Source organism: Enterococcus sp. DIV0213h (assembly GCF_051711285.1).
Classification (GTDB): Bacteria; Bacillota; Bacilli; order Lactobacillales; family Enterococcaceae; genus Enterococcus_D; species Enterococcus_D casseliflavus.
Genome location: NZ_JBIOMH010000001.1, coordinates 2,345,945 through 2,360,984, shown reverse-complemented (window position 1 = coordinate 2,360,984; position 15,040 = coordinate 2,345,945). Strand labels below are relative to the sequence as shown.

Sequence of the window (15,040 nt, the reverse complement as noted above, 5' to 3'; positions counted from 1 at the left end):
GAAAATGGAGTGATTGATAATGATGCGAGGCATGGGAAATATGCAAGGCATGATGAAACAAATGCAAAAAATGCAAAAAGAAATGATGAAAGAACAAGAAGCGCTGAACAGCAAACAATTTATCGGCGAATCGACAAATGGCTATGTCAAAGCGACCTTTACTGGCGATAAGACGTTACAAGACATTACTATCAATGAAGCGATCGTTGATGCTGACGATGTGGAAATGCTGCAAGATATGATCATTTTAGCTGTCAATGACGGATTGAAGAAAATTGAAAAAGAATCGGAACAAACGATGGGCAAATACACAAGAAACATTCCGGGTCTATAAAAGGAGAAATGACGGTGCAATATCCTGAACCGATCGCCCGATTGATCGACAGTTACATGAAACTGCCGGGAATCGGACAAAAAACCGCGACACGTTTGGCATTTTATACGATCGATATGAAAGAAGAAGTCGTCAATGAGTTTGCCAAATCGTTGCTTAGTGTCAAACGAGATTTGCACTTTTGCAGTATTTGCGGAAATATAACTGAAGAAGATCCTTGTGAGATCTGTAGTGATCCAACAAGAGACAAAGAAACGATTTTAGTGGTTGAAGAGCCTAAAGATGTCATGGCACTAGAAAAAGTCCGGGAGTATCATGGACTTTATCATGTGCTGCATGGCGTGTTATCCCCGATGGAAGGGACAGGTCCAGAAGATATCAACATTGCATCGCTGATACAGCGGCTGCATGATGATCAGGTCAAAGAAGTGATTATTGCGACCAATGCGACCACGGAAGGTGAAGCAACGGCGATGTATATGTCACGTTTGATCAAGCCTGCTGGTATTAAAGTCACGCGTTTGGCTCATGGCTTATCTGTGGGCAGCGATATTGAATACGCGGATGAAGTGACCTTGCTAAAAGCAGTAGAAGGTCGCCGAGAATTATAAAGATATTGGAGGCAATTAGGGTGAATGGATTGTTTATAACCATCGAAGGACCGGATGGTGCTGGAAAAACCAGTGTGATCGAAGAGTTGTATCCTCGGTTACAGCTTGAAGCAACAAGAAAAATCGTGAAAACAAGAGAACCTGGCGGAGTTAAAATCGCTGAAAAGATTCGTAAAATTATTTTAGATCCGCGAAATGAAGAAATGGATGAGCGGACGGAAGCCTTACTTTATGCAGCGGCCCGCCGCCAACACTTGATTGAGGTTGTCCTGCCGGCATTAAATGCTGGACACATCGTGATCTGTGACCGCTTTGTTGACAGTTCGCTTGCCTATCAAGGAGCTGGACGCCGCATCGGGATTCCTGAGATCGCACGGATCAACGAGTTTGCGACGGAAGGAACGACGCCTGATTTTACCTTGTATCTAGATGTTGACTCTGATACTGGCTTGCGTCGCATCCAAGAAAACCGCGCACATCAATATGACCGCTTAGATTCGGAAGGATTGGAGTTTCATCAACGGGTTCGTCATGCGTATCTTAAGCTGGCGGAAGAAAATCCTGTACGCATTCATAAGATTGATGCTAGAATGGGGTTACAAGAAGTTGTTGAATCCAGCTATTCAGCAATCGTTGAATCGTATCCTGCTTACTTCAAGTCAATCTAGAGTAGGTTGGATAACACAAAGGAGATGGTCCCATGAAATTAATTATGGCAATCGTACAAGACAAAGACAGTAATCGTTTGGCAAATGAGTTTATTGATGCCAATATCCGTGCTACAAAATTGTCCTCAACGGGTGGGTTTTTAAAGGCTGGCAACAGTACGTTTATCATTGGTATTGAAGACGATCGGGTACAAGATGCATTAGAATTGATCAAAAAAACCTGTCAATCAAGAAAACAATATGTCTCGACACCGATGTCTTTAGACATTTCCTTAGACGGTCAAGTTCCTTATCCAGTCGAAGTCGAAGTCGGCGGAGCAACTGTGTTCGTGCTACCGGTTGACGGATTCCATCAATATTAAAAAAGGAGCTTTTCATGGAGGAGTTATTTCTACAAGAATATCAGCCTCTTGTTTTTGCCCAACTAAAAAAAAGTATCAAGCATGGGCTCATTGCTCATGCTTATCTTTTTGAAGGGGACAAGGGGACTGGCAAGCACGAATTAAGTTTGTGGCTCGCAAAACGCCTTTTTTGTACCAATGTGCAAGAAGAAGCCCCGTGCGGCACTTGCAGCAATTGTCTGCGGATCGCCCAAGGAGAGCATCCTGACGTCATCCAAATCGAGCCGGATGGGCAGATGATCAAAGTCGACCAGATTCGGCAGCTGCAAGAGGAGTTCTCAAAAAGCGGCTTTGAAAGTCGTCTGAAAATCTTTATTTTGTCTCAAGCTGACAAAATGAACAACAGCGCTGCCAACAGCCTATTAAAGTTTTTGGAAGAACCGGTGGGAAACTTTTTGGCGATTTTAGAAACTGAGAGTTTAGGACGTATTTTGCCGACGATTCAGTCTCGCTGTCAGATCATTCATTTTTCGCAGCTGTCAAAAGAAAAACTACAGGAGAAGCTCCAAGAAGAAGGACTTTCCAAAGAGACGAGTCGACTTCTGAGCCACTTGACGAATAGTTATCATAAAGCAGTTGAAATCTCGCAGAATGAATGGTTTAATGAAACTAAGGATGCTGTTAAGCGTTGGGTGAATTACCTTTTGAAGAAAGACCCGCAAGCATTTATTTTTGTTCAGAAAAAATTATTGGGTCTAGCAAAAGAAAAAAATCAGCAATCAGAAATCTTTTTGCTCTTGTTATTTTACTTTCAAGAGGAACGAGATCGATTGTTGGCACAAGGTTTATGGGGAAAAGAGATCAATCGTGCCATTGAAGCCGCATTGCAAGCACAAAAAAAATTGCAAGCCAATGTGTCTTTCCAAGGAGTGACAGAACAATTTTCCGTGAAAATCATCTATGGATAAAACGCAGCAGCCGGAAAAGGAGACCAGAGATGATCGAAGTTGTCGGAGTGCGTTATCATGACGTGGGCCAGATTTATTTTTACACACCAAAAAAACAGACCTATACCATAAATGAACAAGTCATCGTGGAATCAAAAGATGCCAAATGTCTTGCCACGGTGGTTACAAAAAGCAGAAAAATGAATGAGAGCGATTTGCCTCAAGCAGTCAAACCGATCCTGCGTCGAGCGACGAAAAAAGATTTGGAGCAAGCTGCTGCCAATCAAAAAGCAGCAGACGAAGCGTTGAAAATCGGGAAAGAAAAAATCCGAGCACACCAGCTGCCAATGAAGCTGATTCGGGTGGCATATACCTTTGAGCGCACAAAACTGATTTTTTCGTTCACGGCAGAAAGCCGCGTTGATTTTCGTGAGTTGGTCAAAGACTTGGCAAGTGAATTTCATACACGGATCGAACTGCGCCAAATTGGTGTCAGGGATGAAGCAAAGGCGCTAGGCGGAGTTGGACCCTGCGGTCGCAAACTATGCTGTGCGACGTTTTTAGGCGATTTTATCCCAGTGTCCATCAAGATGGCTAAGGATCAAGGACTCTCCTTAAATCCTGCAAAAATTTCAGGGTTATGTGGTCGTTTGATGTGTTGTCTTAAGTACGAAAGTGAAGAGTATGAGCGTGCAAAAAAAGAATTGCCGGATCGCGGCAAGGAAGTTGAAACGCCAGATGGCAAAGGACGTGTGGTCGGGCTGGATCTGTTGAGCCGAGTGATCAAAGTCCGTTTGCATGATCGGCAAACACCAATCGAGTATGATTATGAAGAACTAGTGACAAAATAAGTAGGTGACCATAATGAGCATGGACAAACGATCAATATATGACGGATTGAATCAGTTAGAAGTGGAGTTGCAAAATTCCTTGAATAATCTAGCGGAAATGAAGCAGTCTTTGCAAGAAATCGTCGAAAAAAATACGACATTAGAATTGGAAAATCAACGCTTACGTGAACACATTCGTGAGTTGAACCAAGTGGCAGATGCACCCGCTGAATCGGTCAAACAAGAGCTTTCTAAATCAAGGATGAATTTAGAAAAGATTTACGAAGAAGGATTTCATGTTTGTTATGACTTATACGGTTCTCGCAGAGAACATGACGAACCTTGTGCGTTTTGTCTAGAAGTGATCTATCGTGAAAGCGGCAAATAGCTGACAGACGAATCGGTTCGTTAGAAAAAAGATCAGTTTCTGCTGGTCTTTTTTTCGAAAGGAGCAGTACATGCAAAAGCAGCAAAGTTATAAACAAGACACTGGGAAACTGTATCTTGTTCCAACACCGATCGGTAACTTGGAAGATATGACGTTCCGATGTGTCAAAATTTTAAAAGAAGCGGACCTGATCGCAAGTGAAGATACTCGAAATACCCAGAAATTGTTGAATCATTTTGAGATTGCGACACCGCAAAAAAGCTTACATGAACACAATTATAAAGAACGGGTGCCACAGCTGATAGAACAGCTGCAAATGGGCAAGACTATTGCCCAATGCAGTGATGCTGGTATGCCCTCCATTAGTGATCCAGGTCATGAATTAGTCAAGGCGTGCTTGGTCGAAGGAATCGCAGTGATTGCGCTCCCAGGTCCTACGGCTGGTTTGACCGCGCTGATCGCTTCTGGCTTATCACCGCAGCCGAATCTTTTTTATGGCTTTTTACCTCGTAAGAAAAAAGAACAAAAGCAAGCGTTAAGTGAATTGGCAAGCCAAAAAGCTACGATGATTTTTTATGAGTCACCGTATCGAATCGCAGCGACGATCGAAACGATGAAAGAGGTATTGGGAGAACGTCAAGCAGTTATCTGCCGTGAATTGACAAAAATCCACGAAGAATATTTGCGAGGGACCTTTTCAGAATTGATTGAATACCTCGACCAACAACCAATCAAAGGGGAATGCTGTCTATTAGTGGAAGGCGCTTCTGAAATCCCTGAAGTCGTTTATGAAGGAAGCTATGCTGAACAGGTGGCAGCCTTGATGGAAGAGGCAGACTTGTCTTCGAAAGAAGCCATCAAAGAAGTGGCTAAACGCAATCAAGTGAAGAAACAGCTTGTTTATCAAGCCTACCATCAATTAGAAACGTAATCATACCGAGAATTCTCTCGGTATTTTTTTGTCTTTTTTCGGACTTGTGTTAAATTATCTGACATCAATAGTTAGCTATTTTCAGAAAATTCACGGTTTTCTCAGAAAAATCTAGATTATTTGAAAATATGATGTTAGGATAGCTAACATAAAGAAAAGGAGGCGTCAAAAATGAACACAGGGAATATTGCATTTATTTTAATTTGTAGCGGCATGGTTTTTCTTATGACTCCAGCATTGGCATTTTTTTACGGAGGATTGGAACGTCGCAAAAACATCCTCAATACCATGATGATGGTGATTTGTACGATGGGCTTGGCGTCTGTGCTATGGGTCGCTTTAGGGTATACCTTATCTTTTAGCGGCACAGGCTCATTTATTGGGAATTTAGATAAAGTCTTTTTCAATCATGTCTCGATGACAGAAGGAGAAGGGATTCCTGAAGGGTTATTTGCGGCCTTTCAAATGATGTTTGCCTTGATCACAACGGCGATCATTACTGGATCTGTCGTGGGCAGAATGCGTTTCTCAGCTATTTTCCTATTTATCGGCTTCTGGCTAGTTCTCGTGTATTTTCCAATGGCACATATGGTATGGGGTGGCGGTTTCTTAGATGCGATCGGCTCGATCGATTTTGCAGGAGGCAATGTCGTTCATATCAGTTCGGGTATCAGTGGGTTAGTCTTAGCGATCGTTGTCGGTAAGCGGCGAGAATTTCATCAAACCGAATATCGTCCTCATAATATTCCCTTTGTTGTACTAGGTGCTGGCCTTTTATGGTTTGGCTGGTTTGGCTTTAATGCTGGCTCTGCGTTAGCAGCTGATGGTCTAGCGATCCACGCCCTAATGACCACGAATACGGCAGCAGCCAGTGCGATGCTTTCTTGGATGCTGATCGAAAAAATCGTGTTGGGCAAACCGACGATCGTTGGTGCGTGTACTGGAGCCGTCGTGGGCTTAGTTGCCATCACACCAGGTGCGGGATTTGTCTCGCTTTGGTCTTCCTTTATCATTGGCGCTTTAGTCAGTCCGTTTTGCTACTTCTTTATTTCTGTCATCAAACATCGTCTAGGATTAGATGATGCGCTGGATGCCTTTGGCTGCCATGGCGTAGGCGGGATCTTTGGCGGTTTGATGACGGGGATCTTTGCGGATCCAGCAGTGGGTGGACGGTCAGGATTGCTCTATGGCGGCGTTGATCTTTTTCTCGCACAAGCCGAAAGTATCGTATTTACGATTCTATTCGCAGGTATCTTATCCTTTGTCATTATCACTTTGATCAAATGGGTAATGCCGATTCGCGTATCGCAACAAGAAGAAGCAGTGGGGATGGATCGGATCGAACATGACGAAACGGCCTATCCTACCTTTATGGGGTTAGACTCTTAAGAGTGGAGGAGCAGTCATGAAAAAAGTTGAAGCGATTATTCGCCAAGAAAAATTAGAAGAACTAAAGGCCGCTTTGGATCAGTCTGATTTGATCAGCGGCATGACAGTCAGTCAAGTGCTGGGCTGTGGCAATCAAAAAGGCCTCAAAGAGTTTATTCGTGGCCAAGAAGTGATCACAACTCTTTTACCAAAAGTAAATGTCCGTTTTGTTTTAGCAGATGAAAAAGTCGATGCGGTGATTGAGCTGATTGTATCGATCTGTCGGACAGATGAAGTCGGTGACGGCAAAATATTCGTCTACCCATTGGAAGAAGCGATTCGGATTCGCACTAATGAACGAGGGGAAGCTGCCTTATAGTAGAACTTCTTGGACCATGAAGAGGGCCGCAAAAGCAGTGAATGTAGAAGGAAGGACCAATGAAGATTGGTCCTTTTTGCGTGCTTCCCTCGATTCCTTGCTTGATAGGGAACCTCTGTTCGTTTATAATAAGAAGTGAGGTGAACAACGATGTCGGAACTGCAATTTCCCTTAAAAAATGATACGAGCCGCAAAATTATTCATATTGATATGGATGCTTTTTTTGCTTCGGTGGAAGAACGGGATGATCCAGAGCTTGCTAAGCATCCCCTCGTCATTGCCCGTCACCCAAGTGATACTGGCGGACGAGGAGTGGTCACGACCGCCAATTATCTGGCACGACAATATGGCATCCACTCGGCAATGAGTGCGCAAAAAGCCTATGAGCTTTGTCCGCAAGCGATTTTTAAACCGGGAAATCATCAAAAGTATCGTGAAGTGTCCCAGCAAGTCAGAGAAATTTTTCATCGGTACACCGACATCATCGAACCAGTTTCTATTGATGAAGCGTATCTAGATGTCACAGTCAACAAGGTCAATTGTCCTTCAGCAATTAAGATCGCTCGTTTGATTCAACGAGACATCTGGCAAGAGACTCATCTGACCTGTTCGGCAGGAGTCAGTTACAACAAATTCTTGGCAAAACTGTCTTCGGATTATCATAAACCACGAGGATTGACGGTGGTGATGCCAGATGAGGCAGTGGCATTTTTGCAACAATTACCCATTGATAAATTTCACGGGATCGGGAAGAAAACTGTTCCCCGGATGCATGAGTTAGGTATTTTTACAGGAGCTGATCTGTATGGCTGGAGTGAGATGGCGCTGATTCGTGAATTTGGCAAAATGGGGTATTCCTTGTATCGGAAAGTTAGAGGGATCCATGATTCCCCAGTTAGTGTGACGAGAGAACGGAAATCAGTTGGAAAAGAGCATACATACGGCAATCCATTAACCAGTGAAGAACAAGTATTGAGCCAGTTACGGGCTATCGCAGAAGAAGTCGAAAGATCACTGAAGCGCACACAAAAACATGGCAAGACGGTCGTGTTGAAAGTTCGTTACAGTGATTACTCTACGATCACCAAGCGAGTGACCTTGCCAACCTATGTTCATAAAAAAGAACAGCTATTTTCCGAAGCAAGTCTGATTTGGGAAGAAATTTTAGGTCTGGAAAAAGGCATCCGTCTTTTGGGGATCACCGTCACAAATCTTGATCCACTGACCTATGAAAATATCGTACTGCCCTTATGGCAACTATCTGACGAGCAGTAGTCAGAAGAGGAGGAGCAAAATGACACTCTATCAAGTATATGACATGATGGTGGGGTTGGCTGATCAGGAGCGAAGTGAAAAAATGGCCGCCTACATGCGGCATCAGTTTGATTTTTTAGGCATTCCTACGCCGTTGCGCCGCCAGCAGGAGAAAGCGACCTTCAAAGCAGCAAAACAAACGAAAACGGTTGATTGGGACTTTATCGATCATTGTTGGCAAAGCAGCTATCGGGAACACCAATACCTTGCGATTGATTATTTAGTGGTGATGGAGCCGTTTCTAGCGGCCATCGATCTGGCAAAAATTGAACAGCTAGTCATAACAAAAGCTTGGTGGGATAGCGTGGATGCCCTAAGTGAGGTTGTCAGAAAACTAGTTCGCCGACTGCCAGCGTTAAAAGCTGAAATGCTTCGCTGGAGTCTTGAGGAAAATCTTTGGCTGCGGCGAGTGGCAATACTCCATCAACTGCTGCAAAAAGAACAGATGGATCGACCACTGCTTGAAGAGGTCCTCGTCAATAATTTGGGGAGTTCTGAATTCTTTATCAACAAAGCCATTGGTTGGAGCTTACGAGATTATGCCAAGACGAATCCTCAGTGGGTCCAAGACTTTCTGCTTCGCTATCAAACAAGTCTGGCGCCTTTGACGATTCGTGAAGCAAGTAAGTACCTGTAAAAAGCTTGGTCACTGAGTTGAGATAACATAAAAAAACACCGTGCATCATCTTTGAAGGAAGAGGAGGTGACCGTCAAAAGTTCGATTTTTTGGTCTAACTTTTGGGTTCACCTCAAGATGCACGGTGTTTTTAGTTTTTAAATTTGTTTTTTGATTTGTTCGTAGCTTGCTTCAGCATCTTTGCACTTTGCCCAGATAACCGCTTTTCCTTGTTCCCGAGATGTAGCAAGATCAATGATTCGTTGATTGCTGCTGCCGCGAAACTGCAAGTTTAAATTTCGTTTGCTCAGTTCAAAACGACCGTCGACTAAAATATCGATTTTGGATAAAAGTTCCAATTTATCGGGTGTTTCCAAAAGCAATTCTTCATAGGTGTAGCCTGACCAGCTCCAAATATCTTTGCTGTGCCCAAATTCAGCACGCACCCGATCAACGACTTTCAGACAGACTGTTGTGTTCAAGAAAGGTTCGCCGCCTAGGAGGGTCAGCCCTTGGACATAATCATGCCGCAGATCTTCGATGATTCGATCCTCTAGTTCTTGCGTAAAAGGTGTACCATAGCGAAAGTTTTGGACCGCTTTGTTGAAACAGCCCTCACAAGCAAAGAGACAGCCGCTCACGTATAAACTATTTCGAATGCCTTCACCATCAACAAAGTTGAAGGCTTTGTAATCAGCAATATAATTTTGGCTATATTCTTTGGCTTGCCATTCTTTAGGTTTCGGATTTCTCATAAGAAAACTTCTTTCTATCATGAATTACAGGGATTGGTCTTCAAGAAAAGGAGTGTAGAAGAATTCTAGCACTCCTTTTTCGTTTATTCTTGCAAATGTTTGACCCGGGCAGAAATTTCTTTGTGCCGTCCATTGACCATTGGACGAGCTTGAGGATTTCCAAGATACCCACAGGTTCTTTTGACGACGTCACAACTTTTGGGGTCATGATTGCCGCATTGCGGGCATTCGAAGCCCCGTTCGGTTGGATTGAAATCTCCTTCATACCCACACTCATAACAGTGATCGATAGGGGTATTTGTTCCAAGATAGGCGACCCGATCATAAGCGTAATCCCAAACCGCTTCTAACGCTTTTGGATTTTGCTGCAAGACTGGGTATTCACAGTAATGAATAAACCCGCCAGAACAGTATTTTGGATATTCTTTTTCAAAATCAAGTTTTTCAAATGGTGTCGGATTTTTCCGCACATCATAGTGGAAGCTGTTGGTGTAGTATTCTTTGTCGGTAATGTTTTCAACTTCACCGAATTTTTCGGTATCCAAGCGGCAGAAACGATCAGTCAGGCTTTCACTAGGCGTCGAGTATACGCTGAAATGATAGCCATATTCATCGCCCCAAGCATCTGCATGAGCTTTCAATTCTTTCACGATCGCTAGGGTAAAGGCTTTTGCTTCTGGATCTTGTTCCCATGTTCCACCATAAAAAGCCGAAGCAGCTTCATACAAACCGATATATCCAAGAGAAACAGTAGCACGTTTGTTTTTGAATAGTTCATTCACATTGTCTTTGCGATCCAAACGTTCACCGAAAGCCCCATACATATAAAGGATCGGCGCATTCGCAGGGCTGGCTTCTTTACAGCGCTCCACCCGATAGACAAGAGCATCCTTGACGATTTGCAGACGGTCTTCCAGCAGCGTCCAGAATTTTTCTTGATCACCATTTGCTTCTAAGGCGATCCGAGGAATATTCAATGTTACGACGCCTAGATTCATCCGACCGACATTGACTTCTTCGCCACGTTCGTTTTTCCAGCCTTGCAAGAAAGAACGACAGCCCATCGGCACTTTAAAGCTGCCGGTCAATTCAACCAATTTATCATAATTCAAAATATCAGGATACATCCGTTTGGTGGCACACTCTAAAGCCAGTTCTTTAATATCATAGTTCGGATCGGTAGGGGCCAAGTTGACGCCACGGCGAATACTAAAGATCAATTTTGGAAAAATAGCGGTACGCTTTTCACTGCCTAACCCGTTGATGCGAATTTGGAGAATCGCTCGTTGGATTTCCCGTTCGAACCAATTGGTTCCTAAACCAAAGCCAAGGGAAGTAAACGGCGTTTGTCCGTTTGAGGTGAATAACGTATTGATTTCGTATTCTAGACTTTGCATTGCATCGTAGATATCTTTGCGCGTTTTGCTCTTCGCATAAGCTTCCCGACGTTCAGGCGACTCGATCCATTCTTCGGCATCTTTTAGATGCTTTTGATAATTCAACTCAGCAAAAGGAGCCAATAATTCATCTGTTCGATCAGCAGAACAGCCGCCATATTGACTCGATGCTACGTTTGCAATGATTTGTGAGATTTGAGCGGTGGCCGTTTGGATCGATTTTGGCGATTCCACTTCGGCGTTCCCAATTTTAAACCCATTATTCAGCATGCCTTTAAAATCGATCAAGCAGCAGTTGGTCATTGGGGTGTAAGGATGATAATCCAAGTCATGGTAATGAATGTCGCCTTTTTGGTGAGCATTTGCCACATGAGGAGGGAGCATTTTCAAACCGATCGATTTTCCTACGATCCCAGCGGTCAAATCACGTTGTGTATTGAACACATTGCTATCTTTATTGGCATTTTCATTGACGACCGATTGATCTTTATTCATCAATTTGTTGATCGTAAAGTTGATGTCTGTGGCTTTGCTGCGCTCGAAATCACGATGGGTCCGATAGTTGATATATTCTTCAGCCAAGGCATACTCGTTTTTTGCTAATAAGATATGCTCGACGATATTTTGGATCTCATAGATTTTTACATTCGTACGAAAACGTTCCGCGATCTCGTGATCGACACTGTCAACGATCTCGGTGATTTTTTCGTGGTCGATGGGAGAAAGCTCGCCATTGATTTTTCTTAGGGCTTTCACTAACGCATCGTAAATTTTTTGATCATCAAAATCGACAAGCCGTCCATCACGTTTTACGATTTTTAACTGACGCAAAGCGGACTGTCTTTCCAACCCTTGCTCAGGATTTCTCTTAATGTTCATCATTTCTACCACTCCTTATCTTCCTCAATATAATAAAACAAATTGTAGAAATGAGCAACTATATATAGTGGTGAATAAGGGTTGGTAAATTGGATATACACAATATATGGTGTATATTCATTGGAGTGTTTTCTGAGAAAACTGATAAGATTAAGGATTTGGTTGTTCCATGTTTCACATAATGAATAAAAAACTTTTTTAAATTTATTTTTTCTCTGTTTTGAAGCAGAAGTATTCAATGAAAAAGTATGCTACCATAAGGAGAGAATTTTATTAAAGGAGGGTTCTATGTGAAAAATATGATTGATGTGAAGCATCTGACCAAAAGTTACGGCACTCGTTTCAATCAAACCAAAGTATTAGATAACCTTTCTTTTGCAGTGGATCAAGGAGAATTTGTCGGGGTGATGGGGCCCAGCGGCGCTGGGAAAACGACCTTGATGAATCTGTTGTCTTCAATCATGCGACCTAGCTTAGGCTCGATCTATATCGATGGCAAAGACATTACCCGAATGTCGGAAAAAGCCCTCAGTGATTTTCGTCGTCAGCAGATCGGTTTTATCTTTCAAGACTTTAATCTTTTAGAGACGTTGACTGCCAGAGACAATATCTTGCTTCCCCTTGCCATTGATCGTTTGCCCGTGAGTGAAACCCAAGAGCGCATTGAACAAACGGCCAATTTGTTAGGAATCGAGCACTTGTTAGATCGCTACCCAGAAGAATTGTCTGTAGGGCAAAAACAGCGGGTCGCTGCTGCTCGAGCAATCATTAGTCGTCCGGCGGTCCTTTTTGCTGATGAACCCACTGGCGCCCTTGATTCAAAAGCGGCGACAGAATTGTTACGGTATTTAGCACAAATCAATCAACAAGAGAAAACAACGATCTTGATGGTCACCCATGATCCTTTCACCGCCAGCTACTGCAACCGAATTTTATTCATCCGAGACGGTGTCTTCTTTGCAGAAGTCGTCAAAAAAGGCGGGCGTCAGGAATTTTTTGAAAAAATCATCGATATGCAGGCAACGATTGGAGGCGGTCCGCGCCATGTTGTTTAAAATCGGCTGGCGGAGTTTTTTACGGCAGTTTCGCAACTATATGGTGTACTTTATTTGTATGATGACCGCTGTGATGATTTTTTATTCCTTTAACGCCTTGATGAATGATCGTCTGCTGAATCAACGGGTCCAGCAAGATATCCGCATTGAAGGGGTTTTAGGATTCGGCAGCAGTGTGGTTGCCTTTGTCGTCTTGTTTTTTATGCTGAGTGCCAATCATTTTTTTCTTAGTCAGCGGCAAAAAGAAATCAGTGTTTACCAGCTTTTGGGGCTGCGGCAAGGTCGTCTGGCTTGGCTGTTGCTGCGGGAAACGTTTCTATTGAACTTTTTCTCTTTAGTGACCGGCATCTTTATGGGGATTATTTTTTCGAAATTTTTTTCTATGATTTTGATTCGAGCGATGGGCTTGAATTTAACGAGTCATTTCTTTAATTCGCCCCAATCGATTTTTTCAACGGTTTTTGTCTTTATCGCGGCGATGATTATTTTGAGTTTTCAAGTGATCCTTTTTGTATGGCGTACCCCAATGAGTGAGCTGATCAAGACTGAATACCGCTTACCGATCAAGAAAATGAAAATGACCCCGTTTCGTTCATTAATGGGGGTTCTAGGTCTGATTCTACTGGGGGTAGGCTACTATTTGTCTTTGACCCTGAGGGAAACGTGGACCAACTATATCACGTACACACAAGATTTTTCAGCAATTTTATGGATTCCTTTATTGATTCTGTTTTGTTGTGTGACGGCAACCTATCTTTTTTTTGATTGCTCGTTGCCGGCATTGTTATATTTTTTGAGTAAGCCGAAAAAACGTCTTATCAAAGGGGCGAAACTGATTGCTTACAATAACGTACGGGCTTACTTGCAAAGAACGTGGAAAAGCTATGCGCTTTTGACGATCATCACAGCGATCGCAATCTCCCTGATCGGGGGAACGATGGGGGTCATCTCATTAAACTATCAAGCAACGAACCGCATTTATCCAACGTCCTTTCAAGTGTCAGAAGAGCAGGCAGATACCTTGCGGGACCTTTTAGAAAAAGCCGATACACCGATTATTGCCGAACAATCGATTCCCTATAAAATGACCAATATGACGGTTCAAACCCGTTACCTTGGAGAGTTGCAAGACGAAAATATTGAAAATATCATGGTGAATCTGGTCGCTTTTTCCGATTATCAGCGTCTGCGAAAACTGGTTCCCGATGCCCCGGAGATTCAACTGAGTACCGATAAACAAGCGGTGCTTTTTGACAGTCAATACGATGTGACTCGTTCGTTTATCACCTATCGCGATGAGGTCAAAATCGGCAGTCAACATACGTTCAAACTCATTCAAGCAGAACAGGATTATTTTGGGGATTCTGCCTTGCGCTATTCCTTGCCGAATGTCCTTGTCATCCAAGATGATGCGTACCAGCAAGTTGAGGGCTTCACCTATAGCGTTGCTTATTTACAAACAGACAAGGTGCAAACGGAGAGCTTGACTCAGCTGCTAGATGAAGAGCTGCCGATTGAGTGGACGCATCCTTTGACCTATGAGTTTAGCGATGACCAAAAAAGCGTGCGTTTTTATCCAGAGACTGCCCGAGATTCCACCAGTGAGAATAACCAGATGACCGCATATCGACTGACCTTAGCGAATCGTTTTACAACGATGCGCGGCGTGCGGCGGCAAGCAGGAATCGTTTTGTTTGTGTCATTATTTGTAGGTGTGATCGTTTTGATCACGACATCCAGCAGTTTGATCGTTCGGCAATTTTCAAATACCGAGCGGGAGAAACACAATTACCGATTATTGACCAAACTAGGTTACACCCGAAAAGAAGTACGCAAACTCGTTTACTGGCAAAACATCTGGATTTTTATGCCAGGTACGCTACTGGCGATCTTGCATGCCGTCTTTGCCATCAATACCTTCACCCAAATCATCGACAGTCCTGGGTATTGGGTCGCTCATTTGTTTGCGGCAGTTGCAGCAGTCGTCTATCTATTTGCCTATTTGATTACCGTCAAGCTGTGTCTGCGAATAATTGAAACTTGATTGAATTCTTGATAAAACGATCCTTAGAATTGAAGCGAACCTTACAAGTTAGACCAAAAAATCTAATCTTGAGGATCACTACAAAACGAGGATCGTTTTTTCATTTAACCAATCTTTTTGTATTTCCCTCTGGCACCAGATTAAGAGAATGGTATAATCATAATCAATGAGACAAAGGAGGAA

16 protein-coding genes are annotated in these 15,040 nt (G+C 43.2%); 14 read left to right on the top strand and 2 right to left on the bottom strand.

Annotation, left to right across the window (positions count from 1 at the left end):
- The first annotated feature begins 19 nt into the window (after positions 1–19).
- From IGI77_RS10860 to IGI77_RS10805, 12 genes are all read left to right on the top strand, one after another.
- Positions 20–334, top strand: coding sequence for a YbaB/EbfC family nucleoid-associated protein (locus IGI77_RS10860; protein WP_005229811.1), 315 nt, complete (start codon positions 20–22; stop codon positions 332–334).
- Positions 335–348: 14 nt separating this feature from the next.
- Positions 349–945: a recombination mediator RecR gene (gene recR, locus IGI77_RS10855; RefSeq protein WP_005229813.1), complete on the top strand. Its 597-nt coding sequence runs from the start codon at positions 349–351 to the stop codon at positions 943–945.
- Between the two features lie 20 nt (positions 946–965).
- Complete coding sequence (gene tmk, locus IGI77_RS10850) at positions 966–1,613, top strand: dTMP kinase (RefSeq protein WP_005229815.1); 648 nt, start codon at positions 966–968, stop codon at positions 1,611–1,613.
- 32 nt (positions 1,614–1,645) lie between these two features.
- Complete coding sequence (locus tag IGI77_RS10845; RefSeq protein ID WP_005229817.1) at positions 1,646–1,975, top strand: cyclic-di-AMP receptor; 330 nt, start codon at positions 1,646–1,648, stop codon at positions 1,973–1,975.
- Between the two features lie 14 nt (positions 1,976–1,989).
- The gene (gene holB / locus IGI77_RS10840; RefSeq protein ID WP_438770028.1) at positions 1,990–2,922 is read left to right on the top strand and encodes a DNA polymerase III subunit delta'; all 933 of its coding nucleotides are present in this window, start codon (positions 1,990–1,992) and stop codon (positions 2,920–2,922) included.
- A gap of 29 nt (positions 2,923–2,951) precedes the next feature.
- Positions 2,952–3,752, top strand: coding sequence for a PSP1 domain-containing protein (locus IGI77_RS10835; RefSeq protein WP_438770026.1), 801 nt, complete (start codon positions 2,952–2,954; stop codon positions 3,750–3,752).
- A 19-nt stretch (positions 3,753–3,771) separates the two neighbouring features.
- The gene (locus tag IGI77_RS10830) at positions 3,772–4,119 is read left to right on the top strand and encodes a DNA replication initiation control protein YabA (RefSeq protein ID WP_026008088.1); all 348 of its coding nucleotides are present in this window, start codon (positions 3,772–3,774) and stop codon (positions 4,117–4,119) included.
- 70 nt (positions 4,120–4,189) lie between these two features.
- Positions 4,190–5,050: a 16S rRNA (cytidine(1402)-2'-O)-methyltransferase gene (gene rsmI / locus IGI77_RS10825; protein WP_015509949.1), complete on the top strand. Its 861-nt coding sequence runs from the start codon at positions 4,190–4,192 to the stop codon at positions 5,048–5,050.
- A gap of 171 nt (positions 5,051–5,221) precedes the next feature.
- Entirely contained in the window at positions 5,222–6,439 is a 1,218-nt protein-coding gene (locus IGI77_RS10820) for an ammonium transporter (protein ID WP_005229828.1), read from the top strand.
- A gap of 16 nt (positions 6,440–6,455) precedes the next feature.
- Positions 6,456–6,797: a P-II family nitrogen regulator gene (locus IGI77_RS10815; RefSeq protein WP_005229830.1), complete on the top strand. Its 342-nt coding sequence runs from the start codon at positions 6,456–6,458 to the stop codon at positions 6,795–6,797.
- Between the two features lie 150 nt (positions 6,798–6,947).
- A complete protein-coding gene (gene dinB / locus IGI77_RS10810) occupies positions 6,948–8,072 on the top strand; it encodes a DNA polymerase IV (RefSeq protein ID WP_438770023.1) in 1,125 nt (374 codons plus the stop codon).
- Between the two features lie 19 nt (positions 8,073–8,091).
- Positions 8,092–8,748 (top strand): DNA alkylation repair protein, encoded by a 657-nt coding sequence (locus IGI77_RS10805; RefSeq protein ID WP_438770021.1) that lies wholly within the window; start codon positions 8,092–8,094, stop codon positions 8,746–8,748.
- Between the two features lie 137 nt (positions 8,749–8,885).
- Here the strand turns inward: IGI77_RS10805 and nrdG are convergent, their stop codons facing one another.
- Both nrdG and nrdD read right to left on the bottom strand, forming a co-directional pair.
- Complete coding sequence (nrdG, locus tag IGI77_RS10800; protein ID WP_438770019.1) at positions 8,886–9,482, bottom strand: anaerobic ribonucleoside-triphosphate reductase activating protein; 597 nt, start codon at positions 9,480–9,482, stop codon at positions 8,886–8,888.
- Between the two features lie 83 nt (positions 9,483–9,565).
- The gene (nrdD, locus tag IGI77_RS10795; RefSeq protein WP_034869343.1) at positions 9,566–11,761 is read right to left on the bottom strand and encodes an anaerobic ribonucleoside-triphosphate reductase; all 2,196 of its coding nucleotides are present in this window, start codon (positions 11,759–11,761) and stop codon (positions 9,566–9,568) included.
- Between the two features lie 287 nt (positions 11,762–12,048).
- Between nrdD and IGI77_RS10790 the strand changes: the two genes are divergently transcribed.
- A complete protein-coding gene (locus IGI77_RS10790; RefSeq protein ID WP_005229848.1) occupies positions 12,049–12,813 on the top strand; it encodes an ABC transporter ATP-binding protein in 765 nt (254 codons plus the stop codon).
- Positions 12,803–14,857 carry an FtsX-like permease family protein gene (locus IGI77_RS10785; protein ID WP_438770017.1) on the top strand — a complete coding sequence of 685 codons (2,055 nt, stop codon included), beginning with the start codon at positions 12,803–12,805 and terminating at the stop codon, positions 14,855–14,857. Before IGI77_RS10790 ends, IGI77_RS10785 begins: the two co-directional genes overlap by 11 nt.
- The last annotated feature ends 183 nt before the right edge of the window (positions 14,858–15,040 follow it).

Bases quoted from the DNA above. Each gene is read 5' to 3' on its own strand.
- IGI77_RS10860 (WP_005229811.1), top strand. From the start codon at position 20: ATGATGCGAGGCATGGGAAATATGCAAGGCATGATGAAACAAATGCAA.
- IGI77_RS10845 (WP_005229817.1), top strand. From the start codon at position 1,646: ATGAAATTAATTATGGCAATCGTACAAGACAAAGACAGTAATCGTTTG.
- holB (WP_438770028.1), top strand. From the start codon at position 1,990: ATGGAGGAGTTATTTCTACAAGAATATCAGCCTCTTGTTTTTGCCCAA.
- IGI77_RS10835 (WP_438770026.1), top strand. From the start codon at position 2,952: ATGATCGAAGTTGTCGGAGTGCGTTATCATGACGTGGGCCAGATTTAT.
- IGI77_RS10830 (WP_026008088.1), top strand. From the start codon at position 3,772: ATGGACAAACGATCAATATATGACGGATTGAATCAGTTAGAAGTGGAG.
- rsmI (WP_015509949.1), top strand. From the start codon at position 4,190: ATGCAAAAGCAGCAAAGTTATAAACAAGACACTGGGAAACTGTATCTT.
- IGI77_RS10820 (WP_005229828.1), top strand. From the start codon at position 5,222: ATGAACACAGGGAATATTGCATTTATTTTAATTTGTAGCGGCATGGTT.
- IGI77_RS10815 (WP_005229830.1), top strand. From the start codon at position 6,456: ATGAAAAAAGTTGAAGCGATTATTCGCCAAGAAAAATTAGAAGAACTA.
- dinB (WP_438770023.1), top strand. From the start codon at position 6,948: ATGTCGGAACTGCAATTTCCCTTAAAAAATGATACGAGCCGCAAAATT.
- IGI77_RS10805 (WP_438770021.1), top strand. From the start codon at position 8,092: ATGACACTCTATCAAGTATATGACATGATGGTGGGGTTGGCTGATCAG.
- nrdG (WP_438770019.1), bottom strand. From the start codon at position 9,482: ATGAGAAATCCGAAACCTAAAGAATGGCAAGCCAAAGAATATAGCCAA.
- nrdD (WP_034869343.1), bottom strand. From the start codon at position 11,761: ATGATGAACATTAAGAGAAATCCTGAGCAAGGGTTGGAAAGACAGTCC.
- IGI77_RS10785 (WP_438770017.1), top strand. From the start codon at position 12,803: ATGTTGTTTAAAATCGGCTGGCGGAGTTTTTTACGGCAGTTTCGCAAC.